Source organism: Modestobacter sp. VKM Ac-2983, from assembly GCF_026967885.1.
Classification (GTDB): Bacteria; Actinomycetota; Actinomycetes; order Mycobacteriales; family Geodermatophilaceae; genus Modestobacter.
The window spans coordinates 382,159-405,575 of record NZ_JAPVBK010000002.1 but is presented as its reverse complement, the minus strand read 5'-3'; the positions used below and the strand labels follow the sequence as shown (position 1 = coordinate 405,575).

Below are 23,417 nucleotides of genomic sequence, written 5' to 3'. Positions count from 1 at the left end.
GGAGAGGATGGGCGCGGCGGCCTGAGCAGCGGGTGCCGCCACGGTCCTGTCAGTGAGAGGCCCCCCGTGATCCCGTCCCTGACCGTGCCCGACAGCAGCCTGGCGCTGCTCCGCGAGGGCTACACGTTCATCTCCACCCGCTGCGATCGGTCGGGCTCCGACGCCTTCCGCACCCGCCTGCTGCTGCAGCCGGCGGTCTGCCTGCGTGGCGCCGAGGCGGCCGAGCTCTTCTACAGCGGCGAGCGGTTCGACCGCACGGACGCGTTCCCGCCGTCGGTCCTGCACCTGCTCCAGGACCTGGGCAGCGTGCAGACGTTGGAGGGCGATGCGCACCGGCACCGCAAGGACATGTTCCTGTCCGTGCTGCAGGGCACCGGCAGCGACGCGGTCACCGAGGCGCTGGCCGAGGAGTGGCGCCGGGCCGTTCCGCGGTGGCAGCGGGCCGGCCGCGTGGTGCTCCACCCGGCGGTCAACGAGGTGCTCACCCGGGCGGCGACCCGGTGGGCCGGGGTGCCGATGAGCGAGCACGACGTGCGGCTGCGCACCCGTGAACTCGCGGCCATGGTCGACCGGGCCGGCACCCTGGGCCCGCGGAACTGGTGGGCCCGCGCCCTGCGCAACCGGTCGGAGCTGTGGGCCCGGGGGCTGGTCACCCGGGTGCGCAGCGGCGAGCTGCAGGCGCCCGCCGGCAGTGCGCTGGCCGTGATCGCCGGTCACCGGGACACCGACGGCGCCCTGCTCACCGTGCCGGCCGCGGGGGTGGAGCTGCTCAACGTGCTGCGTCCGATCGTCGCGGTCAGCCGGTACGTGGTCTTCGCCGCCCTCGCCCTCCTGCAGCACCCGCACTGGCAGCAGACCTTCGCCGCGGGCGACGAGACGGACCTGATGGGCTTCGTCGACGAGGTCCGCCGGGTGTACCCGTTCGTCCCACTGATCGCCGGCCGGGTGCACAGGCCCTTCCGCTGGCAGGGGCACGACTTCCCGGTCGGGCAGCGGGTGCTGCTCGACATCTACGGCACCGACCACGATGCCCGGCTGTGGCCCGAGCCGGAGGTCTTCCGCCCCGAGCGGTTCCGCGACTGGACGGGCGACCCGTACACGCTGATCCCGCAGGGCGGCGGGGGACCACCGGGACGACCACCGGTGCCCCGGGGAGCCGATGACCCGGCTGCTCATGGCGGAGGCGGTGCGACTGCTGACCCGGTCGATGCGCTACGACGTCGGGGTCCAGGACCTCAGCGTCAGCCTGTCCCGGCTGCCTGCACTGCCGCGGAGCGGGTTCGTCGTGCACGGCGTCCAGCCGGTGGCCCCCGCAGCTGCGGCCGTCGACTGATCGCGGCCGATCTGCCTGTGGACGACGCCGGCACCACACCGGCCCCGACTGCCAGGGTGGCCCTCTCAGCGACGGGCGACGGACGGGACGGCATGCGCGGGACGGCGAGCAGCGAACGGGACGGCGTGGTGGTCACCGACCGCTGGGGCGGGAGCTGGCGGGTCAGCTGCCATCGCGCAGGCGTGCTGCCGGCCCCCGTGACCCAGCCGGAAGCGGCAGCGGTCGGCAGGCTGCTGCTGCCCTGGGGCTCGCCCACGAGTCCACCGCCACCTCCACCCCAGGCCAGCTGGGTGCTGGGACGGTCGGCCCGCTGGCAGGGCTGGACCGCTCCCGGGGCCGCTGCGGACCCGTGGCGGGAGGAGGTCTCCGCCCTCCGCACCATCGCGTCGACGGCCGGGATCGGTTCGGTCGCCGCCTTCGTCCTGCTGCTGCGCGGTCGCCGCATCGCGCGACTGGCGGCGGCGGAACGGACCCACCCGTGGCTGGTGGAGCTCACGGCCTGCGCCGGGCCCCCGCGGTCGGCGGTCTGGCTGGTCGAGGGGCCCGAGGCGGCGCAGGCGGCCGTGGGCGAGGTGACCGGTGCAGTGCAGGCCGGGCAGGCACCCGCGCCGGCCGGCGGTCGGCTGCTCGACGTGCAGGACCGTCGCCGCTGAACCGTGACCGACGGGTGCCCGTGCACCGATCACCGCCCACTGCGGCAGCCGCTCGGCGTCCATCCCAGGCGCGCCTCCAGCTCACTCGCCGAGGCGAGCCTCGAGCCAGCCGAGCAGGTCGGCGACGACCTCGTCGCGGTTGGTCTCGTTGAAGACCTCGTGCCGGGCCTCGGGGTAGACCCGCTGCTCGACGGGCAGCCCCCGATCCCGGAGCAGCCCGGCGAGCGCGGTGACCTGGCCGGCGTCCCGGCCGCCGACCGGGTCGTGCTGTCCGGACAGCAGCAGCACCGGCAGCGCCTCCGGCAGCGCGGCGACCCCCTGGGGGCTGGCCGCGCGGACCGACATGCCGAAGACCCCGGCCGCGTAGCCGTGGGTCAGCGGCACCTCGTCACCGGCGAGCGGGTCGGCCAGGTAGGCGTCGACCTCGGCCGGGTCGCGGGACAGCCAGTCGTAGGGGGTGCGAGCGGGCTCGAACGGCTCGTTGAACGCGCCGAGGGCGTCCAGCGGCTGGTCGCCCAGCCCGGCGGCCACGGCGCCGTCCAGGGCGGAGACCGTCTCGGCCAGCTCCGGCGACACCCCGATCGGCCCGGACAGCACCAGGCCGGTCAGCTGGGCGCCGTCCCGCTGTGCGCTGGCCAGCGCGATGATCGAGCCCATCGAGTGGCCCAGCAGGACTCGGGGCACGCCCGGGTGCTCCTGGGCGGCCACCCGGTGCAGGGCCTCGACGTCGTCGAGTGTCCCGTCCGCTCCGGGCGCGCCGAACCGGCCGGGGCCGGTGGCCTCGGCGGTACGGCCGTGCCCGCGCAGGTCCATCGCGTAGACGGCCAGGCCCCGCTCGGTCAGCGCACCGGCCAGCCGCTCGTACCGGCCGGAGTGCTCGGAGGCGCCGTGGACGATCTGCACGGTGCCGCGCACCTCGCCGGCCGGTAGCCACCGCCGGTACCTGACGGCCACCCCGTCGGGGCGTGGGAGCTCGGACAGGTCGCCGGACGTCGTCGTCACGGTGGTTCCTCTCGTTCGGCAGTGCACGGGGCGGCGCCGCCGCCCCGTGCAGCGGTCAGCTGGCCTTCTTCCGGGTCCTCTTCTTGGCGCCGGAGGCCGCCGCGACCACGGCCTCCCGGTCGAGGATCTTCGCCAGGAACCGGCCGGTGTGGCTCTCCGGGACCGACGCGACGAGCTCCGGCGGCCCTTCGGCGACGACCACGCCGCCGCGGAACCCGCCCTCCGGACCCATGTCGATCAGCCAGTCGGCGCTCTTGATCACGTCGAGGTTGTGCTCGATGACGATGACCGAGTTGCCCTTGTCGACCAGGCCCTGGATCACCTGCAGCAACTTGTTGATGTCCTCGAAGTGCAGCCCGGTCGTGGGCTCGTCGAGGACGTAGATCGTGCGGCCGTTGGAGCGCTTCTGAAGCTCGCTGGCGAGCTTGACCCGCTGCGCCTCACCGCCGGACAGCGTGGTGGCCGGCTGACCGAGCCGGACGTAGCCCAGGCCGACGTCGGTGAGGGTGCGCATGTACCGGGCGATCGCGGGGATCGCGGCGAAGAAGTCCGCGGCCTCCTCGATCGGCATGTCCAGCACCTCGGCGACCGTCTTGCCCTTGTAGTGCACCTCGAGGGTCTCCCGGTTGAACCGGGCGCCCTTGCACACCTCGCACGGCACGTAGACGTCGGGCAGGAAGTTCATCTCGATCTTCAGCGTGCCGTCGCCGGAGCACGCCTCGCAGCGGCCGCCCTTGACGTTGAAGGAGAACCGGCCGGGCTGGTAGCCCCGGACCTTCGCCTCCGAGGTGCTGGCGAAGAGCTTGCGGACGTGGTCCCAGACCCCGGTGTAGGTGGCCGGGTTGGACCGCGGGGTGCGCCCGATCGGCGACTGGTCGACGCCGACGACCTTGTCCAGCTGGTCCAGGCCGGTGATGGTGCGGTGCCGACCGGGCACCATCCGCGCGCGGTTCAGCTCGTTGGCCAGCGTCGTGTAGAGGATGTCGTTGACCAGGCTGGACTTGCCCGAGCCGGAGACGCCGGTGACGGCGACCAGCATGCCGAGCGGGAAGGCGACGTCGATGCCGCGCAGGGTGTTCTCCCGCGCGCCCTTGACGACGAGCTCACGCCCCGGCGTCCGCTCGCGGCGGATCTTCGGGATGGTGATCTCCCGGCGGCCGGAGAGGTACTGGCCGGTGATCGACCGCTCACTGGCGAGGAGGTCCTCGTAGGTGCCGCTGACCACCACCTCGCCACCGTGCTCGCCGGCGCCGGGACCGATGTCGACGATCCAGTCGGCCTGCTTGATGGTGTCCTCATCGTGCTCGACGACGATCAGGGTGTTGCCCATGTCGCGCAGCCGGACCAGCGTCTCGATCAGCCGGACGTTGTCGCGCTGGTGCAGTCCGATCGACGGCTCGTCGAGCACGTAGAGGACGCCGACCAGCCCGGAGCCGATCTGGGTGGCCAGCCGGATGCGCTGCGCCTCCCCACCGGCCAGCGTGGCGGCCGGACGGTCCAGGGACAGGTAGTCCAGCCCGACAGAGACGAGGAAGGAGAGCCGGGCCTGGATCTCCCGGAGCACCTGGACGGCGATCGCCTTCTCCCGCTCGCCGAGCTCCAGGGCGTTGAGCCACTCCGAGGCCTCGCCGATGGACAGACCGGTGACCTCGGCGATCGAGCGGCCGTTCATCTTGACGGCGAGGATCTCCGGCTTGAGCCGGGTGCCGTGGCAGACGGGGCACGGGACGTCCCGCATGTAGCCCTCGTACTTGTCCTTCATGAACTCGCTGTCGGTGTCCTCGTGGCGGCGCTCGAGGAAGGGCAGCACGCCCTCGAAGGCGGCGTAGTAGCTGCGCTCCCGGCCGTAGCGGTTCTTGTAGCGGACGTGCACCTGGTCCGGGGAGCCGTGCAGCACCGCCTTCTGCACCGTGGCCGGCAGCTCCTCCCAGGGCGTGCTCATGGAGAAGCCGATCATGTCGGCGAGCCCGCCGAGCAGCCGCTGGAAGTACTCGTTGCTCATCGAGCCGGCCCACGGGGCGATGGCACCCTCGCCCAGGCTCTTGCCCGGGTCGGGGACCACGAGGTCGGGGTCGACCTCCTTGCGGGTCCCGATGCCGGTGCACTCGGGGCAGGCGCCGAAGGGCGAGTTGAAGGAGAACGACCGCGGCTCCAGCGCCTCGAAGGACAGCCCGTCGTCGATGCAGGCCAGGTGCTCGGAGAAGGTGCGCTCACGGTGCACGTCGTCCTCGGGGAGGTCGACGAAGTCCAGCACGACCAGGCCGCCGGCGAGGCCGAGCGCGGTCTCGACCGAGTCGGTCAGCCGCCGCTTGGCGTTCTCCTTGACCGTCAGCCGGTCGACGATCACCTCGATCGTGTGCTTCTCCTGCTTCTTGAGCTTCGGCGGCTCGGTCAGCGGGTGGATGGTGCCGTCGACCCGGACCCGGGAGAAGCCCTGGGTCTGCAGCGAGCTGAACAGGTCGACGTACTCGCCCTTGCGCGCCCGGACGACGGGCGCCAGCACCTGGAACCGGGTGCCCTCCTCCATGGCGAGCACCTGGTCGACGATCTGCTGTGGCGTCTGCCGGGAGATCGGCTTGCCGCAGTTCGGGCAGTGCGGCTGACCGGCCCGGGCGTAGAGCAGCCGGAGGTAGTCGTAGACCTCGGTGATCGTGCCGACCGTCGACCGCGGGTTGCGGTTCGTGGACTTCTGGTCGATCGACACCGCCGGCGAGAGGCCCTCGATGAAGTCGACGTCGGGCTTGTCCATCTGGCCCAGGAACTGGCGGGCGTAGGCGGACAGCGACTCCACGTACCGGCGCTGGCCCTCGGCGAAGATCGTGTCGAAGGCCAGGCTCGACTTGCCCGAGCCGGAGAGCCCCGTGAACACGATCATCGCGTCGCGGGGCAGGTCGAGGTGGACGTCCTTGAGGTTGTGCTCTCGGGCGCCGCGGACGACGAGCCGGTCCATGTGATCCCTGTCGGTCGCAGTGGTTCGGTGCTGGTCCGGTCGCGGGGCGGCGGGGGCCAGTGGTGCAGTGCGGAGCTCGAGGCCGGTGAGGTGCATCGTCCAGTGGAACGGTGGCCCGACAGGCGGGCTTCCCGGCGCGGGTGTCGGCTGGGTCTCCCCCACCCGCGCTGGCCGACGCTGCCCGGTCAGCCGGCGGGGCCGCCGACCCGTCCTGCCGGGTCGAAGACCGGCGCGTGCCGGCGCCAGGGCAGCCGGCCTTCGAGCTCCCCGGCCAGCCAGAGTAGCCGCGTCTCGGCCCCGGCCGGGCCGACGAACTGGACCGAGCTGGGCAGCCCGTCCCGGCCCGGGCCGGCCGGCAGGACGAGTGCGGGCAGACCCGCCACGTTCCAGGCCGACGTCCACGGCGCCCAGCGGGCGTTGGCCGTGATGTTCGCCAGGAAGCCCCGCTCGTGCCACGGCCGGGCGGGCAGCGGCGGACCGGAGACCACCGGGCTGAGCAGGACGTCGACGTCGGCGAAGAAGTCGGCCATCCGGGCCCGGAACGCCGCCGCCGTCTGCGGGCGGACCAGGCCGGCCCGGCGCACCCAGCGGCCCAGCCGGGCGTGGGTGCGGCTGCGCGGCTCCAGCGCCCCCCGGTCCAGCCCCAGCGCGTCGGCGTCGGCGTCGGCGCCGGCCAGCCACCGGGTGATGGTGCCGAACGCCGCCGCCGGCGTGATCAGCGGCTCCTTGTCGACCACGACGTGACCGGCGGCGCGCAGCTCGGCGACCACGACGTCCATCGCCGCGCGGCCGGCGGCGTCCAGCCGGACGCCGGGCACGGGCGAGCGGGTCGAGACCGCGATCCGCAGCGGGCCGACCGGAGCCGCCGGCGGGAGGGGCTCGGTGCCGGCGAGGACGGCGAAGCCGACGGCCAGGTCGGCGACGGTCGTGGCGAGGACGCCGTTCTCGGCCATCCCCGACCAGCTGTCGGCGCCGATCTGGGCCGGGACCACACCGGAGCCCGGCTTGAGCGTGACGAGTCCGCAGGCGGCGGCGGGCAGCCGGAGGGACCCCATGCCGTCGTTCCCCTGGGCCAGCGGCACCACGCCGGCCGCCACGGCGGCGGCGCTGCCGCCGGAGGAGCCGGCGGCCGAGCGCGCGGTGTCCCAGGGGTTGCGGGTCACCGTGCCGGCACCGTCGGTGGCGCAGTACAGACACAGCTCCGGCACCCGGGTGATGCCGAGGACGACCGCGCCCGCGGCCCGCAGCCGGGCCACCACCGGGTGGTCGGCGGTCGCCGGGACCGGCCGGTGGGCCGACGACCCGTCGGTGACCACCTCACCGGCGACCGCGACGTTGTCCTTCACCGCGATCGGGACGCCCGCCAGCGGCAGCCGGGCCCGGTCGGCGTGCGCGTCGACCGCCGCGGCCTCGGCGAGGGCGGCCTCGGTGCGGACCACCCGGAAGGCCCCGAGCCGCGCCTCGACGGCGGCCAGGTGCCGGAGGTGGGCGCGGACCACGTCGACCGCGGAGAGCTCGCCCGCGCGGACCCGCGCGGCGAGCTCGGTCGCCGGCAGACCGACGACCCCGTCGAGCACCACCTCGCCGGGCCCCGCCCCGGTGGGCGCGGCAGCGGGCCCGGAACCTGCACTAGCGTCCATGCCGACGAACCTAGACGGCGGCACCGACAGTCCCGGACGGGAGCAGCATGAGCGGGCAGACGTACACCGGTGACGTGCAGGTCGGCGGTCCCGCCGACGTCCGGGAGCTCCCCGGGCTGACCATCCGGAAGCTGGCCGTCAGCGAGATGGCGAACAACGTCTACCTGCTCACCAGCACGGGCACGGGGGAGTCCTTGCTGGTCGACGCCGCAGCCGAACCGGCGGCGCTGCTGGAGCTGATCGGGGACGCCGACGTCCGCACGGTGGTGACCACGCACGGGCACTGGGACCACCACCGCGCGCTCCCGGAGGTGGTGCGGGTGACCGGCGCGGAGACCGTCGCACACCCGGCCGACGCGGCCGACCTGCCGGTGCCGGTCACCCGGCCGGTGCAGCACGGTGACACCGTCTCCGTCGGTGACCAGACCCTCGAGGTGGTGCACCTGCGCGGGCACACGCCGGGCAGCATCGCGCTGGTCTGGCGTGGTCCCGAGGGCGCCGGCACGCACGTCTTCACCGGCGACAGCCTGTTCCCCGGCGGCGTGGGCAACACCCAGTCCGATTCCGCCCGGTTCACCAGCCTGGTCGACGACGTCGAGAGCCGACTGTTCGGCGAGCTGCCCGACGACAGCTGGGTCTACCCGGGACACGGGAGCGACACGACGATCGGCGCCGAGCGGCCGAACCTGCCGGAGTGGCGCGCCCGCGGCTGGTGACGGGACGGCGGTCGGCGTCATCGCCTACCGTGCCGCACATGACCGACGGTCCTCCTGTCTCGCTGGGGGCGGTGAACGTCGCCGCCCGCGATCCCCGTGCACTGGCCTCCTTCTGGGCCGGTCTGCTCGGCGGCGAGATCGCCGGCGAGCACGGCGGCTTCGTGTTCGTCTCCGCCCGGGAGCCCGACGGCTTCGCGATGTCCTTCTGGCCGCACCCCGGCGATCGTCCGGACCAGCCGGCCCAACACCTCGACCTCACCGTGCCGTGGGGGACGCGGACCGCCGCGGTCGACCGCGCGATCGCGCTCGGTGCGGCGCACCGGTGGGACGTGCTCGACGAGGTCCCCTGGGTGCAGTGGTCGACCCTCGCCGACCCGGAGGGCAACCTGTTCTGCCTTGCGGAGCACCCGCCTGCCGGGTGACGCCCCACCCCGGTCAGCACGCCGGGTCGAGGTACAGCAACACGTCCGCGGCCAGCCGGTCCTCGACGAGCTCTAGTCCTCGAAGAGCTGCACGAGCTCGTCCGCCGTCCCGGCCACGTGCAGCGGCACCACCGAGATCGACCACTCGGGCCGACGCTCGTCGAGGTCGACCGCCAGGTCCCAGGCCGCCCTCGCGGTCAGCGGGCCGAAGCACGCGTCGTCCCCGTCCTCCCCGACCGCGATCTCGACCAGCCAGTTGTCGGAGAGGTCGGCCGCGAGCTCGGCGAAGTCGGCATCGCTGTCCTCGTCGGGCTCCGGGAGGTCGGCCTGGACGGGGTAGATGAGCGCCATGCGGACACGCTAGACCGGCTCGCTGCCCGGACTCCCCTCCTCAGCCGCCTGCTCCGGATGCCGGTTCGTCGACGCCACGTTGGGTAGTGCGCAACCGAAGCCGTGGACGAGCGCGCCCGCGGCACGTCCGGAAGCGCCGTGTCCCTGCGGCCACCGCCCGAGCGAGGAGAGCTCCATGACCACGTCGAACAGCGACACTGCGACCGGCAAGCGCGACATCAAGTCCCACGAGGCGACCAGCTTCGCCGACCTGGGCAAGGAGATGTGGGCCTACCTGACGGGCAAGGGCGCGGCGATCAACTACGAGTTCGTCGACATGACCGTCGAGGTCCCGCGGGAGACCGGCGCGGACGCGTCCCGCGCCACCTGGCGGCTGAACGGGACGCTGCGCATCACCACCGCCGAGAACGCCAGCAAGGGATGACCCCGGAGGTGGCCCGCCTCGACGTGACGGCCGACCTGTCGATCGAGGTCGACGGTGCGCCCGTGCGGGTCACCGCCGCGGGCGGTGACGTCCACGTGGTCGCCGACGACGTCCGTGGGTTCGTGCTGGGCCTGCGGGCGGCGGCCACCGCCCGCACCGGGACCCGGCCGGGCCGCGCCGACCTCGCCGAGCTGGCCGGCGCACTGGCCGGCGCCGGGCTCACCGCCCGGCTCGACTCACCGTCGCAGCACATCGTCACCGTCGGGGCGGGAGTCGACTCGTCGCTCGGCGGAGCTCTGCTGGGCACCCGGCAGGCACGCCCGGACGCCGTCGGCATCATCCGCGCCAGCGCCCGCGCCCGGGCTGTCGAGACCGCCCTGGTCGCGACGCTGGTCGGCCTCGGCTACGCGGTGGTCCGCCGCCGCAGGTGAGCGAGGACGCGGCAGCGCCCTCCTCAGTCGACCCGGGTCGCCTGCACGGTCAGCGGCTCGGCGGGGTCCGGCCCGGCCGAGCCCCCGCCGGACCCGGCCGGCAGCGCGCCCATCGCCGAGCTGTTCTGCGGGGTCGGGAGCCAGCGTCCCCACCAGCGCAGCACGTGCTCGAGCCGGGCCTGGCGGTGCTTCGGCCGGCCGGACCGCGACAGCTCGTGCCCCTCCCCCGGGAAGAGCAGCAGCTCGGTGGGGACCCCGCGGCGCTTGAGCTCCACGTAGAGCCGGGTGCCCTGTTCCAGCGGGCAGCGCCAGTCCTCCTCCGAGTGGATCACCATCGTCGGCGTCGTGATCCGGTGCGCCGAGGCCATCGGCGACTGTGCGGCGACGCGCTCGGGGTCGGTGCCCACGTACTCGTCGGGGAAGAAGAACCCGATGTCGGAGGAGCCGACGAAGCTCACCGGGTCGTTGAACCCCCGCTCGCTGATGCCGGCGACGAACCGGTCGGTGCGGCCCAGCAGCAGCGTGGTCATGAACCCGCCGTACGAGCCGCCCATCAGCCCGACGCGGGTGGCGTCCAGCCCCGGGTCGGCCAGCGCCGCGTCCAGGAAGGCGAGCACGTCGTCGGCGTCCAGCTCGCCCATGTGCTCCTTGACCACCCGCCCGTGCGCCTGGCCGTAGCCCGACGACCCGCGGGGGTTGCACATCAGCACGGCGTAACCCGCCTCGACGTAGGCCTGGGTCTCGTCGAAGAGCGTCCACCCGTACTGGCTGAACGGCCCGCCGTGCACCGTCAGCAGCACCGGGTGCGGCCCGGGCCCGGGCGGCGTGGTGACCCAGCCGTGCACCGGGTAGCCGTCCGGCGCGGTGGCCGTCGTCTCGCGCATCCGGCGCAGCCGGCCGGTGGCCTGCAGCTGCGCACCGAAGCTGGTGATCAGCCGGCGCCGTCCGGGGGTGAGCGCGATGAGCTCGCCCGCCGAGCGGTCGTGCGCGACGGTGGCGACGACGACCCCGCCCCCGGCACCGATCCCGCGGACGGTGTAGTGCCCCTCGACCAGCGCCTCCGGCTCGCCACCGTCCAGCGGCACCCGCAGCAGCTCGACCGCCCCGCGCCGCTGGATCCCGATGAGGGCGGCGCCCCCGGCGACCACGGTGGCCGGCGTCTCGTCGCCCCGGTCGTGCCCCTCCGGGTCCAGCAGCGGCACCACCGGCCCGCCGGCGGCATCGACCTTCGCGAGCGTGGTGTTCCGGCCGACGAAGTCCCGGCCCAGCGGGCCCAGGTCCGGGATGGCGGACAGGTAGATCGTGCTGCCGGCAGCGTCGTCCGGGTCGTAGGCCGGGTGGGCGCAGGCGGACCGGGAGTCGGTGACCCGGCGCAGCCCGCTGCCGTCGGGCCGGACGACGTACACGTCGGTGACCCGGTCGGTGTCCGCACCCTCGTGCCGCGCGGAGACGAAGGCGAGCTCGGCGCCGTCCGGACGCCAGGCCACGTCGGTGTCGTCCACGTCGCCGCCGGTGACCTGGAACGGCGTGGGCTGCTCGACGGCGTCGTCGTCGGTGTCCGCGGGCAGGTCGACGACGAAGACGTGACTGCGGCGGTCGTTGGTGAACCCGACGCCGTCGGCCCGGTACTTCAGCGTGGTGATCAGCCGCGGGGGCTCCGCGCCCGGCGACACGTCCTCGTCGGTGCCGTACCGCCCCTGCTCGGGCACCCGCGCGGTGTAGGCCAGCCGGCGGGAGTCCGGCGACCACACCGGGGTGCCCGCGCCCAGGTGGTGGTCGGTCAGCCGCCGGGCCGTGCCACCGCCGGCGGGCAGCACGTGCAGCTGCGGCTTCCCCTTCGGCTCGGCCGACAGGTAGGCAAGCCAGTGCCCGTCCGGGGAGAACACGGGGGCCGAGTCCAGATGGCCGTGGGTGAGCGGCCGGGCCGGCGCCGAGCCGTCGGTCGGGACGGTCCACAGCTGGCCGCGGTACTCGTCGGCGTCCAGGTCCAGCCGGCTGACGGCGACGACGGCGGTCGCCCCGTCCGGGGACACCGTCGGCACACCGGGCGCGCGCAGCAGGGAGAGGTCGGTCGGCCGCATGCCGGGCACGCTAGCCCAGCGCGAGATCGCCCTGGTGCTGAGCACTGCTAAGGGGTGAGTGCTCCCGGGTCGCGCCGTTCCGCCCGGATGCTGCGGACCAGGCCCAGCGCACCGATCAGCGGCAGCACCGCGAGCAGCAGCAGGCTGCGGTCCAGCCCGAGCACCTCGCCCGCACCGCCGACCACCGCCGACCCCACCCCGCCGCCGACCAGGAAGACCAGTGTCGCGATGCCGAGCGCGACGCCACGCACCTCGTCGGGAACGGCGCCGCCGACCGCGGCCATCAGCGCCGGCTGGCCGAGCCCGAAGGCGACCGTCACCAGGACGACGGCCGTCACCAGGCCGGGCGCGGAACCAGCGGTGGCGCCGAGGGCAGCGACCAGCAGCGCGACGGTCGCGATGACGCCGGAGATGGCCAGCGACCGGGCGGGGCCCAGCCGGGCCAGCAGCGGGCCGGCCAGCCGCGGGGCGAGGAAGCCGGTGACCGCGCTGGGCACCAGCGCCAGGCCGATGTGCAGCGGCGTCCACCCCTCGCCCGCCAGCACCGAGGGGACGGCGATCAGCAGTGCGAACCAGGCGGCCGGGACGGCCGAGGCGGCGAGCGCGCTCCGCACCACCACCGGCTCCCGGAGGACCGCCGTGGGCAGGAAGCCCTCCGGCCGGCGGCGCACCTGCGCGGCGACCGCCGGGACGCCCAGCCCCAGCAGCGCGGCACCGACGGCGGCGATCACCACCCCGGAGGCCGGGGACTGCACGAGCAACACCAGGCCGGCGGCGGTGCCGGCGACCAGGACCGCGCCCAGCACGTCCAGCCGGGCACCGGTGCCCACGGCGGGGACCGAGCGCCACAGCACCGGCACGACCAGCAGCCCGAGCGCCGGCAGCACCACCACCGCCCGCCAGCTGGCGACGTCGGCGACCAGCCCACCGACCAACGGCCCCAGGGCGCTGACCGCCGCCGCGGTGCCGGCGACCTTGCCCAGCGCGGCGGTGCGGACGGCTCCCTCGTACCGCGCGCTGACGATCGCCATGCCGAGCACCGGGACCGCAGCCGCACCGAGGCCCTGGAGGATGCGGGCACCCAGCAGCACCGGGTAGCTCGGGGCCAGGCCGCCGAGGACCGCGCCGGCGGTCATCAGGGCCACGCCGACCACCAGGGGCAACCGGATGCCGGCCAGGTCGGCGATCCGGCCGTACACGGCGGTCGCCACAGCCAGCATCAGCGCGTAGAGGCTGATCACCCAGGAGACGCCGCCGGTCGTCAGGTCGAGGTCGGCGGCGATGGCCGGCAGCGTGACCGCGACCGCGGCACTGCCCATGCCGGCGAGGCCGAAGAGGATCCCGACCAGGCCGGCGATGCGACCGGCGTCCGTCGGGGGGCTCATGCCCGGCAGCCAACCACGCGCCGGCCCGACCCTCACCGGCCTGGCCGGCCGGGTGCGCGAGGTCTGGCGGAACGGCGCCCTGGTGGCCGCCGGCGGCTCCACGGTGGAGCCGGGGACGATCCCGCCCCGCTGACCGGTCGGCCGCGCGAGACGGCGGCCCGGGCGACCGGGTCGCCGTCCGCCTCAGCTCCTGTGGGGGTGGTCCTCGCCGGTGGCGGCCTGCGCGCGCCGCTCGTCCTCGGTGAGCGCATCCGCCCGACCGGGCTCGCCGGTGTCGGTGGCGGCCGGGTCGATCGCGGCGCCCTCGGCGTCGGGCACCTCGCCGCGGGTCTTGATCAGGCTGGCCACGGTGGCGACGAGCAGGACCACCAGGATCACCGTGAGGGACAGCCAGGTCGGGATCGCCGGGATGCTCTCCAGCGGCTCGCGCTCGCCGGCGAAGGGGTACTGGTTCTCGTGCAGCGCCTCGAGGATCAGCTTGACGCCGATGAAGGCGAGGATGACGGCCAGCCCCAGCGACAGGTAGACCAGTCGCTTGAGCAGCCCGCCGAGCAGGAAGTACAGCTGGCGCAGGCCCATCAGCGCGAAGATGTTGGCGGTGAAGACGATGAACGGCTCGCGGGTCAGCCCGAAGATGGCCGGGATGCTGTCCAGCGCGAAGAGCAGGTCGGTCGTGCCCAGCGCCAGGAACACCACGATCATCGGCGTCCACAGCTTCTTGCCGCCCTCGACGACCCGGATCTTGCTGTCGTGGAAGTCCTGGGTCATCGGCAGGACCTTGCGCATCCGGCGGATGAGCCCGTTCTCCTCGTAGTCCTCGTCCTCCTCGCGGTGCCGGACCAGGTTGATCGCGGTGTAGACGAGGAAGGCGCCGAAGAGGAAGAAGACCCAGATGAAGCGCTCGATGACGGCGGCGCCGGCGAGGATGAAGAGGCCGCGGAGCACCAGCGCGATGATGATCCCGACCATCAGGACCTCTTGCTGGAGCTTCCGGGGCACCCGGAAGCGGGCCATGATGATGACGAAGACGAAGAGGTTGTCCACCGAGAGCGAGTACTCGGTCAGCCAGCCGGCGTAGAACTCCGTGGCGAACTGGCCGTTCGTCACCGCCAGCACGATCCCTCCGAAGGCCAGCGCCAGGCCCACGTAGAAGACCACCCACAGGGTCGCCTCCTTCACGGAGGGCTCGTGCGGACGGCGGACGACGAGGGCGAGGTCGGCGAGCAGCAGGACGGTCAGCCCCACGAACGTCGAGATCTCGAACCAGACGGGGAGCTCCACGCGCGGGACTGTACAAGTTGGTTGCACGAACCACTCTGCGGGCGCGCAGCAGGACGCCCGGCGGGCCGGAGCCCACCGGGCGTCTGCCGATGGTGTGCGGTTCCCCGCCGGCGGCCTCGGGGACGACGGTCGTCGTCCCCGAGGCCGCCCCCTGCTCAGTCGGTGCGCGTCTCCGGTCGGCTGACCGGCACCCCACGGGGGTCAGCCGGCGTCTCGGTCGTGTCGGCGTCCGGGTCACCCGGCGCCCCGATGTGCCGCCCCGCGGAGTCGGCACCCGGCTCCGCGGCGTCGCGCTCCTGCCGCCGCTGGGCGTCCTTCTTGTTCTTGCGCAGGCTGGCCCAGGTGGTCACCACCAGGGTCACCAGGATGACCAGCAGGGACAACCAGGTCGGGATCTCCGGGATCAGCGTCACGTGCTCACCGCCGTTGATGAACGGCAGCGTGTTCTCGTGCAGGGCGTGGATCAGCAGCTTGATGCCGATGAACCCCAGGATGACCGACAAGCCGTAGGCCAGGTACACGAGCTTGTCGAGCAGTCCGTCGATGAGGAAGAACAGCTGGCGCAGGCCCAGCAGGGCGAACGCGTTCGCGGTGAAGACCAGGTAGGTCTCCTGGGTGAGACCGAAGATCGCCGGGATCGAGTCGACGGCGAAGAGGATGTCGGCGCTGCCGATGGCGATCAGCGCGATCATCAGGGGGGTGATGAACCGCTTCCCCTTGATCTTCGTGACCAGCCGGTCGGAGTGGTACTCCTCGGTCGTCGGGAGCACCTTGCGGGTCAGCCGCAGGACCGAGTTCTCCTTGAACTCCTCCTCGTCGTCGTGACCGCCACTGCGGGCCTGCGCGATCGCGGTCCAGATGAGGAAGCCGCCGAAGAGGTAGAAGACCCAGCTGAAGTTCTCGATGGCCGCGGCGCCGAGGAAGATGAAGATCGTCCGCAGCACGAGCGCGAAGGCGATGCCGAACAGCAGGACCTTCTGCTGCAGCTCACGCGGTACCGCGAAGCTGGCCATGATCAGCACGAAGACGAACAGGTTGTCGACCGAGAGGCTCTTCTCGGTGACCCAGCCGGCGAAGTACTCACCGGCGTACGTGCCGCCCCAGAAGACGAGCACGACCAGGCCGAACAGCAGGGCGATGGCGATGTAGACCGCCGACCAGGTGCCGGATTCCTTCAGGGTCGGCGCGTGCGGCGTGCGCACGTGGCCGAAGAAGTCGAAGACGAGCATCCCGACGATCGCCGCGACGGTGATCGCCCAGACCCACAGGGGGACGTCCATGCACATTCCTCCGGTGCTGGCAGGTGTCAGTACCGGAGGTCTCTCCCACCGACCCCGGTTGCGGGTCGGCCAGCAGCGCCGGGGGTCATCGGACCCCGTGTTGACGACGGTGCCGTGCCGGGATACTCCCCTCCACGTCGGGCCCGGTCACCGCGGCAGCCGACAGCCACCCCGGTGAGGACCCGACGATCGAAACGCCCCGGGGCACCGGGGAGTTCCCGCTGTGAGAGATTTTTTTCTCCGATCTCGTTCCCGGCGCAGTGGGGCGGCTGGCTCGACTCAGGCGTGTGCGGCGTCGAACTGCCGCAGCTCCTTCTTCAGCTCGGTCAGCTCGTCGCGCAGCCGGGCCGCCACCTCGAACTGCAGTTCACGGGCCGCAGCCAGCATCTGCTCGTTCATCGAGGTGATCATGTCGGCGAGCTCGTTGCGCGGCAGCCCCTGGACGTCGATCGACCCGGCCTTGGCCTTGCTCCGCGACGACAGCCCCGGCACCGGCGACTTGCCACGCGACTGCTGCCGCCCCGAGCCGCCCAACAGCTCGGTCGACGTCATGTCCTCGGCGTCCTCGGCGGCCTTGTAGATGCCGTCGAGGATGTCGACGATCTTCTTGCGCAGCGGCTGCGGGTCGACGCCGTGCTCGGTGTTGTAGGCGATCTGCTTCTCGCGCCGCCGGCTGGTCTCGTCGATCGCCTGGGCCATCGACGGGGTGATCTTGTCGGCGTACATGTGCACCTGGCCGGAGACGTTGCGCGCGGCGCGGCCGATGGTCTGGATCAGCGAGGTGCCCGACCGGAGGAAGCCCTCCTTGTCCGCGTCGAGGATCGCCACCAGCGACACCTCGGGCAGGTCGAGGCCCTCCCGCAGCAGGTTGATGCCGACCAGCACGTCGTACTCGCCCTGCCGCAGCTCCCGCAGCAGCTCGACCCGGCGCAGGGTGTCGACCTCCGAGTGCAGGTAGCGCACCTTGATGCCGAGCTCGAGCAGGTAGTCGGTGAGGTCCTCGGACATCTTCTTGGTCAGCGTGGTGACCAGGATCCGCTCGTTCTTCTCCGTACGCAGCCGGATCTCGTGGACCAGGTCGTCGATCTGGCCCTTGGTCGGCTTGACGACGACCTCCGGGTCGACCAGTCCGGTGGGGCGGATCACCTGCTCCACCACGTCACCCTGGACCCGGCCGAGCTCGTAGTGGCCCGGGGTCGCCGAGAGGTAGACGGTCTGCTTGATGCGGTCGGTGAACTCCTCCCAGCGCAGCGGGCGGTTGTCCATCGCCGAGGGCAACCGGAAGCCGTGCTCGACCAGCGTGCGCTTGCGGCTCATGTCGCCCTCGTACATGCCGCCGATCTGCGGCACCGTCACGTGCGACTCATCGATGACGAGCAGGAAGTCGTCGGGGAAGTAGTCGATCAGACAGGCGCCGGCGCTTCCGGGCGCCCGGCCGTCGATGTGCCGGGAGTAGTTCTCGATGCCCGAGCAGAACCCGACCTGTCGCATCATCTCGATGTCGTAGGTGGTGCGCATGCGCAGCCGCTGGGCCTCCAGCAGCTTGCCCTGCTTGTCCAGCTCGGCCAGCCGCTGCTCGAGCTCGGCCTCGATGCCACCGATGGCCCGTTCCATGCGCTCGGGGCCGGCGACGTAGTGGGTGGCGGGGAAGACGAACAGCTCGTCGACCTCGCGGATGACCTCACCGGTCAACGGGTGCAGGTAGTACAGCCGCTCGACCTCGTCGCCGAACATCTCGATCCGGCAGGCGAGCTCCTCGTAGACCGGGAACACCTCGATGGTGTCGCCCCGGACCCGGAACGTGCCGCGGGTGAAGGCGAGGTCGTTGCGGGTGTACTGCTCGGTGACCAGGGTGCGCAGCAGCTCGTCGCGGTCGCGCTCCTCCCCCACCTTGATCTTCAGCGCCCGCTCGACGTACTCCTCGGGCGTGCCCAGGCCGTAGATGCAGGAGACCGTCGAGACGACCACCACGTCGCGCCGGGTGAGCAGGCTGTTCGTCGCGGAGTGCCGCAGCCGCTCGACCTCGTCGTTGACCGAGGAGTCCTTCTCGATGTAGGTGTCGGTCTGCGGGACGTAGGCCTCGGGCTGGTAGTAGTCGTAGTAGGAGACGAAGTACTCGACGGCGGCGTCGGGCATCAGCTCCTTGAACTCGTTGGCCAGCTGCGCGGCGAGGGTCTTGTTCGGCGCCATCACCAGGGTCGGGCGCTGGACCTGCTCGATCAGCCAGGCCGTGGTGGCCGACTTGCCGGTGCCGGTGGCGCCGAGCAGGACGGTGTCCTGATCGCCGGCGTTCACCCGCTCGGCGAGGGCCTTGATCGCCGTGGGCTGGTCGCCGGAGGGCTGGAACTCGCTGACGACACGGAACCGCCCCTGGGTGGGCCGGATGTCGGTGGATGCACGCACGCCGACGACGGTACGACGGGCCTGTGACAGAAGGGGCCCGAGCGCCGTCCGGGCCGCGCCGTCCTGCCGTGCCCCCGTCCGGTTGGGCCACGTGGGGCCCGTGGGACGGGAGATCGGGTCCCCGCCGTCGTGGGGCCTTGTCGACACGCCGGTGGACCCCTACCGTCAGCGCCCGCAGGAGCGAGCAGCACCGGTCGCCGCCAGTGCCACCCGGGTCACCGGGCGAGGTCGGCGGCGCCGGGTTGCCGCGCCCGGCCAGGCCCGGCGCAGACCCTGCCGCACCCGGGCGCCGACGCCCTCCCGGCCCGCCGCGGAGGGCGCCGTCGTCCCGGGGGGCGGCGGGCGTCGTCGGCGCCGCAGCGGAGGGCTCGGGTCGGCCCGGCGGGTCGTGCGGCGGGGTCGGGTGGACGGGCCTTGGCAGACTCACCCCGAGGACCGCCCGCGATCGTCCTCCGAACGCCGACCGTGTCCTGCGCGTCACAGGTGTGCGGAGGACCGGACGCGGGCATCCGACGACGAACCCCCCGGTTCAGCCGTGACGACCCGCGCCCCCCGCCCCGAGCCCAGGGGCGACCAGCTCAGGAGGACGAACTTTCATGACCACCCAGGTGTGGCCCGGTTCCGCATATCCCCTCGGGGCGACCTACGACGGCACCGGCACCAACTTCGCGATCTTCAGCGAGGTGGCCGAGAAGATCGAGCTGTGCCTGTTCGACGATGCGGGCAACGAGGAGCGCATCCGGCTCCCGGAGATGGACGCCTACGTCTGGCACGCCTTCCTCCCCGGCGTCCAGCCCGGCCAGCGCTACGGCTTCCGGGTGCACGGCCCGCACGACCCCGAGCAGGGGCACCGCTGCAACCCGAACAAGCTGCTGCTCGACCCCTACGCCAAGGCCATCGACGGCCAGGTCGACTGGGACGAGGCAGTGTTCGGCTACCACTTCGCCACCGGCAAGAAGAACGACGACGACTCCGCGGCGCACATGCCGAAGTCCGTCGTGATCAACCCCTACTTCGACTGGGGCGTGGACCGCCCGCCGAAGACGCCGTACAACAAGACGGTCATCTACGAGGCGCACGTCAAGGGCCTGACGATGACCCACCCGCGGATCCCCGAGGACCTGCGCGGCACCTACGCCGGCGTCGCCCACCCGGCGATCATCGAGCACCTGCAGGAGCTCGGGATCACCGCGATCGAGCTGATGCCGGTGCACCAGTTCGTGCAGGACGACACCCTGCTGCAGAAGGGCCTGCGCAACTACTGGGGCTACAACACGATCGGCTTCTTCGCCCCGCACAACGAGTACGCGCAGCAGACCGACGGCCAGCAGGTGCAGGAGTTCAAGGGCATGGTCCGGGCCCTGCACGAGGCGGGCATCGAGGTCATCCTCGACGTCGTCTACAACCACACCGCCGAGGGCAACCACATGGGCCCGACGCTGTCCTTCCGGGGCATCGACAACTCGGCGTACTACCGGCTGGTCGAGGACGACAAGCAGTACTACATGGACACCACGGGCACCGGGAACTCGCTCAACGTCCGGACGCCGCAGTCGCTGCAGCTGATCATGGACTCGCTCCGGTACTGGGTGACCGAGATGCACGTCGACGGGTTCCGTTTCGACCTGGCGTCGTCCCTGGCCCGGCAGTTCCACGAGGTCGACCGGCTGTCGGCGTTCTTCGACCTCTGCCACCAGGACCCGATCGTCAGCCAGGTGAAGTTGATCGCCGAGCCGTGGGACATCGGCGACGGCGGCTACCAGGTCGGCAACTTCCCGGCGCTGTGGACGGAGTGGAACGGCAAGTACCGCGACACCGTCCGCGACTTCTGGCGGGGCGAGAACGCGACCATCGGCGAGTTCGCCAGCCGGATCACCGGCTCGGCAGACCTCTACCAGCACTCCGGCCGGCGTCCGGTGGCCAGCATCAACTTCGTCACCGCGCACGACGGGTTCACGCTGAACGACCTGGTCTCGTACAACGAGAAGCACAACGAGGCCAACGGCGAGGACAACAACGACGGCGAGAGCCACAACCGCAGCTGGAACTCCGGTGTCGAGGGCGAGACCAAGGACCCCGCGATCAAGGCGCTGCGGGCGCAGCAGCGGCGCAACTTCATCACCACGCTGATGCTCTCCCAGGGCGTCCCGATGCTGCTGCACGGCGACGAGCTCGGCCGCACGCAGGGCGGCAACAACAACGGCTACTGCCAGGACTCCGAGCTCACCTGGATCGACTGGGACGACGTCGACGAGGGCCTGCTGGAGTTCACCAAGCTGGTCACCAAGCTGCGCACCGACCACCCGACGTTCCGCCGTCGGCGGTTCTTCCACGGCCGCCCGGTGCGCCGCGCGGAGGGCGACCCGGTCCAGGACGTCGCCTGGTTCACCCACGCCGGTGAGCTGATGAGCGAGGAGGACTGGGACGCCCACTACGCCAAGTCCATCGGCGTGTACCTGAACGGCCACGGGATCCGGTCCACCGACGAGCGCGGCGAGCCCGTCGTCGACGACTGCTTCTACCTGGTGTTCAACGCCTGGCACGAGGACATCGAGTTCACGCTGCCCACCAGCGAGTACGCCGAGGGCTGGACGGTCGTGGTGGACACCGCGGAGATGAGCGAGGTCGAGCCGCTGGTGGTGAAGGCCGGTGACACGTTGACCGTCGCCGCGCGCGCCACCGTCGTCCTGCAGGCCGCCCCGTGAGCCAGCCGGCCGCGAGTCGCCCGGCCGAGGGCCGACGCCGGGAGGTCCCCGCGAGCACCTACCGGCTGCAGGTGACCGCCGACTTCACCCTCGACGACGCGGCGGCCGTGGCCGGCTACCTGGCCGACCTCGGCGTGACCCACGCGTACTCCTCCCCGCTGCTGCGCTCGGCAGCGGGGAGCACACACGGCTACGACACGGTCGACCACGCGCACATCGACGAGCCGCGCGGCGGGCGGGCCGGGCTCGACCGGTTCGTCACCGCGCTGCACGAGCACGGGCTCGGCCTGGTGCTGGACCTGGTGCCCAACCACATGGGCGTCAGCGACCCGGCCGAGTCCCGCTGGTGGTGGGACCTGCTCCAGCACGGGAAGGAGTCGGCCCACGCCGACGCCTTCGACGTCGACTGGGACTTCGGCGGGGGCAGGATCCGGATCCCGGTGCTGGGCAGCGCGGACGACGTCTCGGAGCTGCAGGTCGTGGAGAGCGCCGACGGCCCCGAGCTGCGCTACTACGACAACCGCTTCCCGATCGCCCCGGGCACCGCCGCGGGCACGCCCCAGGAGGTGCACGACCGGCAGCACTACGAGCTGGTCGACTGGCGGCGCGCGGACGACCAGCTGAACTACCGGCGGTTCTTCGCGATCAACACCCTGGCGGGGCTGCGGGTGGAGGACCGGGACGTCTTCCGCGCCACCCACGCGCTGATCGTCCAGCTGGTGGAGAACGGCTCGGTCGACGCACTGCGGATCGACCACCCCGACGGGCTGGCCGACCCGAAGGGCTACCTGGACCTGCTGGCCGAGGCAACGGGCGACCGGTGGACCGTGGTGGAGAAGATCCTCGAGCCCGGCGAGGAGCTGCCGGAGAGCTGGAAGACGGCCGGGACGACGGGGTACGACGCGCTGGCCGAGGTCGACGACGTGCTCGTCGACCCCGGCGGCGAGGCGTTGATCACCGCGCTGGACACCGAGCTGGCCGGCGGGCCGGTCGACTACGCCCAGCTCGTGCACGACTGCAAGCGGGAGGTCACCGACGGCATGCTCGGGTCGGAGGTGGCCCGGCTGCACCGGATCGTCGGTGAGCTCGAGGGGGCGGGCAACGGTGCCGTGCCCGCCGAGCAGGTCACCGAGGGCCTGGCCGAGCTGCTGGCCGGCTTCCCGGTCTACCGCAGCTACCTGCCCGACGGCCGCGAGCACCTGGACGCCACGGTGGCCGCGGTGAAGCGCCGCCGGCCCGACCTCACCGCCGCCGTCGACGCCCTGCACCCGCTGCTGGGCTCGGCCGGCACCGAGCTGGCCACCCGCTTCGAGCAGACCTCGGGCCCGGTGATGGCCAAGGGGGTCGAGGACAGCGCCTACTACCGGTGGTCCCGGTTCGTCGCGCTCAACGAGGTGGGCGGTGACCCGGCCCGGTTCGGGACGACGGTGGAGGAGTTCCACGCGGCGCAGCAGCGGCGCCTGGAGATCAAGCCGGCGGCGATGACGACGCTGTCCACCCACGACACCAAGCGCAGCGAGGACGTCCGGGCCCGGCTGGCCGTGCTCGCCGAGGTCCCGTCCGAGTGGGCCGGCCTGGTCCACGGCTGGCTGGACCGGCACCCGCTGGCCGACCGCCCGCTGGCTCACCTGGTGTGGCAGAACCTGGTCGGTGCCTGGCCGCTGTCGCGGGAGCGGGCGCACGCCTACGTGGAGAAGGCGGCCCGGGAAGCGGGCACCTCGACCACCTGGACGAACCCGGTGCAGGAGTTCGAGGACCAGCTGCACGCCCTGGTGGACGCCGCGTTCGACGACGCCACGACGCACGCGGAGATCGAGCGCTTCGTGGCCCGGATCGCGCCCTTCGGCTGGTCGAACTCGCTGTCGCAGAAGCTGCTGCAGCTGACCGTCCCCGGGGTCCCGGACGTGTACCAGGGCAGCGAGCTGTGGGACTTCTCGCTGGTCGACCCGGACAACCGGCGTCCGGTCGACTACGGGCTCCGCCGCGAGCTGCTCGCCCGGCTCGATGGTGGCTGGGTGCCGCCGGTCGACGAGACCGGCGCGGCCAAGCTGCTGGTGGTCTCCCGGACGCTGCGGCACCGCCGGGACGTTCCCGAGGCGTGGTCGGGGTACACCCCGGTGCCGGCCCGCGGGGCGGCAGCCGACTCGGTGGTGGCCTTCGACCGCGGCGGCGTGGTCACCGTGGCGACCCGGCGGCCGGTGCAGCTGGCCGAGACCGGCTGGGGCGACACCTCCGTCGGCTCGCGGACCGGGGCCTGGCGAGACCTGCTCACCGGCACCCGGCTGGTCTCCGACTCCGGCGGCATCCGGCTGAGCGAGCTCTGCGCACAGCTGCCGGTCGCCCTGCTCGTCCGGGACTGA

General features: G+C 72.6%; 17 protein-coding genes. 8 read left to right on the top strand and 9 right to left on the bottom strand.

The genetic code is table 11. The annotated features are described in order from the left end of the window. Window positions 1-66: 66 nt before the first annotated feature. Window positions 67-1,986: a cytochrome P450 gene (locus tag O2W18_RS08360; protein ID WP_269187083.1), complete on the top strand. Its 1,920-nt coding sequence runs from the start codon at window positions 67-69 to the stop codon at window positions 1,984-1,986. Window positions 1,987-2,067: 81 nt separating this feature from the next. Here O2W18_RS08360 and O2W18_RS08355 read toward each other — a convergent pair whose 3' ends face one another. The 3 genes from O2W18_RS08355 to O2W18_RS08345 all read right to left on the bottom strand — a co-directional run bounded on the left by O2W18_RS08355 (window position 2,068) and on the right by O2W18_RS08345 (window position 7,578). After that, window positions 2,068-2,988 (bottom strand): alpha/beta fold hydrolase, encoded by a 921-nt coding sequence (locus tag O2W18_RS08355; protein WP_269187082.1) that lies wholly within the window; start codon window positions 2,986-2,988, stop codon window positions 2,068-2,070. Window positions 2,989-3,043: 55 nt separating this feature from the next. Further along, complete coding sequence (uvrA, locus tag O2W18_RS08350; RefSeq protein ID WP_269187081.1) at window positions 3,044-5,938, bottom strand: excinuclease ABC subunit UvrA; 2,895 nt, start codon at window positions 5,936-5,938, stop codon at window positions 3,044-3,046. Between the two features lie 185 nt (window positions 5,939-6,123). Next, window positions 6,124-7,578 carry an amidase gene (locus tag O2W18_RS08345; RefSeq protein ID WP_269187080.1) on the bottom strand — a complete coding sequence of 485 codons (1,455 nt, stop codon included), beginning with the start codon at window positions 7,576-7,578 and terminating at the stop codon, window positions 6,124-6,126. A 47-nt stretch (window positions 7,579-7,625) separates the two neighbouring features. Between O2W18_RS08345 and O2W18_RS08340 the strand changes: the two genes are divergently transcribed. Together O2W18_RS08340 and O2W18_RS08335 are read left to right on the top strand one after the other, a co-directional pair. After that, a complete protein-coding gene (locus O2W18_RS08340; RefSeq protein WP_269187079.1) occupies window positions 7,626-8,294 on the top strand; it encodes an MBL fold metallo-hydrolase in 669 nt (222 codons plus the stop codon). Window positions 8,295-8,332: 38 nt separating this feature from the next. Continuing rightward, window positions 8,333-8,716, top strand: a complete 384-nt coding sequence (locus tag O2W18_RS08335; RefSeq protein WP_269187078.1) for a VOC family protein — start codon at window positions 8,333-8,335, stop codon at window positions 8,714-8,716. 72 nt (window positions 8,717-8,788) lie between these two features. Here the strand turns inward: O2W18_RS08335 and O2W18_RS08330 are convergent, their stop codons facing one another. Further along, the gene (locus O2W18_RS08330; protein WP_269187077.1) at window positions 8,789-9,067 is read right to left on the bottom strand and encodes a hypothetical protein; all 279 of its coding nucleotides are present in this window, start codon (window positions 9,065-9,067) and stop codon (window positions 8,789-8,791) included. A gap of 175 nt (window positions 9,068-9,242) precedes the next feature. Here O2W18_RS08330 and O2W18_RS08325 point away from each other — a divergent pair, with 175 nt between their 5' ends. Then, a complete protein-coding gene (locus O2W18_RS08325; RefSeq protein ID WP_269187076.1) occupies window positions 9,243-9,491 on the top strand; it encodes a hypothetical protein in 249 nt (82 codons plus the stop codon). Further along, window positions 9,488-9,922, top strand: a complete 435-nt coding sequence (locus O2W18_RS08320) for a hypothetical protein (RefSeq protein WP_269187075.1) — start codon at window positions 9,488-9,490, stop codon at window positions 9,920-9,922. Before O2W18_RS08325 ends, O2W18_RS08320 begins: the two co-directional genes overlap by 4 nt. Before the next feature lie 23 nt (window positions 9,923-9,945). On the opposite strand, the gene O2W18_RS08315 is transcribed toward O2W18_RS08320, so the two are convergent. Together O2W18_RS08315 and O2W18_RS08310 are read right to left on the bottom strand one after the other, a co-directional pair. Beyond that, window positions 9,946-12,003 carry a S9 family peptidase gene (locus tag O2W18_RS08315; protein ID WP_269187074.1) on the bottom strand — a complete coding sequence of 686 codons (2,058 nt, stop codon included), beginning with the start codon at window positions 12,001-12,003 and terminating at the stop codon, window positions 9,946-9,948. A gap of 47 nt (window positions 12,004-12,050) precedes the next feature. After that, window positions 12,051-13,388 carry an MFS transporter gene (locus O2W18_RS08310; RefSeq protein WP_269187073.1) on the bottom strand — a complete coding sequence of 446 codons (1,338 nt, stop codon included), beginning with the start codon at window positions 13,386-13,388 and terminating at the stop codon, window positions 12,051-12,053. Here O2W18_RS08310 and O2W18_RS08305 point away from each other — a divergent pair. Beyond that, window positions 13,387-13,521, top strand: coding sequence for a hypothetical protein (locus O2W18_RS08305; protein WP_269187072.1), 135 nt, complete (start codon window positions 13,387-13,389; stop codon window positions 13,519-13,521). The two genes, O2W18_RS08310 and O2W18_RS08305, sit on opposite strands and share 2 nt — an antisense overlap. A gap of 50 nt (window positions 13,522-13,571) precedes the next feature. On the opposite strand, the gene O2W18_RS08300 is transcribed toward O2W18_RS08305, so the two are convergent. From O2W18_RS08300 to uvrB, 3 genes are all read right to left on the bottom strand, one after another. Next, a complete protein-coding gene (locus O2W18_RS08300; RefSeq protein WP_269187071.1) occupies window positions 13,572-14,669 on the bottom strand; it encodes a TerC family protein in 1,098 nt (365 codons plus the stop codon). A gap of 155 nt (window positions 14,670-14,824) precedes the next feature. Then, the gene (locus O2W18_RS08295; protein ID WP_269187070.1) at window positions 14,825-15,949 is read right to left on the bottom strand and encodes a TerC family protein; all 1,125 of its coding nucleotides are present in this window, start codon (window positions 15,947-15,949) and stop codon (window positions 14,825-14,827) included. A gap of 279 nt (window positions 15,950-16,228) precedes the next feature. Next, window positions 16,229-18,352: an excinuclease ABC subunit UvrB gene (gene uvrB / locus O2W18_RS08290; RefSeq protein ID WP_269187069.1), complete on the bottom strand. Its 2,124-nt coding sequence runs from the start codon at window positions 18,350-18,352 to the stop codon at window positions 16,229-16,231. A 596-nt stretch (window positions 18,353-18,948) separates the two neighbouring features. Between uvrB and glgX the strand changes: the two genes are divergently transcribed. Further along, complete coding sequence (glgX, locus tag O2W18_RS08285; protein WP_269187068.1) at window positions 18,949-21,057, top strand: glycogen debranching protein GlgX; 2,109 nt, start codon at window positions 18,949-18,951, stop codon at window positions 21,055-21,057. Continuing rightward, window positions 21,054-23,417: a malto-oligosyltrehalose synthase gene (gene treY, locus O2W18_RS08280; protein WP_269187067.1), complete on the top strand. Its 2,364-nt coding sequence runs from the start codon at window positions 21,054-21,056 to the stop codon at window positions 23,415-23,417. Before glgX ends, treY begins: the two co-directional genes overlap by 4 nt.

What these genes read in the sequence shown, in the direction of transcription:
- O2W18_RS08305 (WP_269187072.1), top strand. Translation starts at nt 13,387, where the DNA reads ATGCCCGGCAGCCAACCACGCGCCGGCCCGACCCTCACCGGCCTGGCC.
- glgX (WP_269187068.1), top strand. Translation starts at nt 18,949, where the DNA reads ATGACCACCCAGGTGTGGCCCGGTTCCGCATATCCCCTCGGGGCGACC.
- O2W18_RS08295 (WP_269187070.1), bottom strand. Translation starts at nt 15,949, where the DNA reads ATGGACGTCCCCCTGTGGGTCTGGGCGATCACCGTCGCGGCGATCGTC.
- O2W18_RS08340 (WP_269187079.1), top strand. Translation starts at nt 7,626, where the DNA reads ATGAGCGGGCAGACGTACACCGGTGACGTGCAGGTCGGCGGTCCCGCC.
- O2W18_RS08335 (WP_269187078.1), top strand. Translation starts at nt 8,333, where the DNA reads ATGACCGACGGTCCTCCTGTCTCGCTGGGGGCGGTGAACGTCGCCGCC.
- uvrA (WP_269187081.1), bottom strand. Translation starts at nt 5,938, where the DNA reads ATGGACCGGCTCGTCGTCCGCGGCGCCCGAGAGCACAACCTCAAGGAC.
- O2W18_RS08325 (WP_269187076.1), top strand. Translation starts at nt 9,243, where the DNA reads ATGACCACGTCGAACAGCGACACTGCGACCGGCAAGCGCGACATCAAG.
- O2W18_RS08310 (WP_269187073.1), bottom strand. Translation starts at nt 13,388, where the DNA reads ATGAGCCCCCCGACGGACGCCGGTCGCATCGCCGGCCTGGTCGGGATC.
- O2W18_RS08330 (WP_269187077.1), bottom strand. Translation starts at nt 9,067, where the DNA reads ATGGCGCTCATCTACCCCGTCCAGGCCGACCTCCCGGAGCCCGACGAG.
- O2W18_RS08315 (WP_269187074.1), bottom strand. Translation starts at nt 12,003, where the DNA reads ATGCGGCCGACCGACCTCTCCCTGCTGCGCGCGCCCGGTGTGCCGACG.
- O2W18_RS08320 (WP_269187075.1), top strand. Translation starts at nt 9,488, where the DNA reads ATGACCCCGGAGGTGGCCCGCCTCGACGTGACGGCCGACCTGTCGATC.
- O2W18_RS08345 (WP_269187080.1), bottom strand. Translation starts at nt 7,578, where the DNA reads ATGGACGCTAGTGCAGGTTCCGGGCCCGCTGCCGCGCCCACCGGGGCG.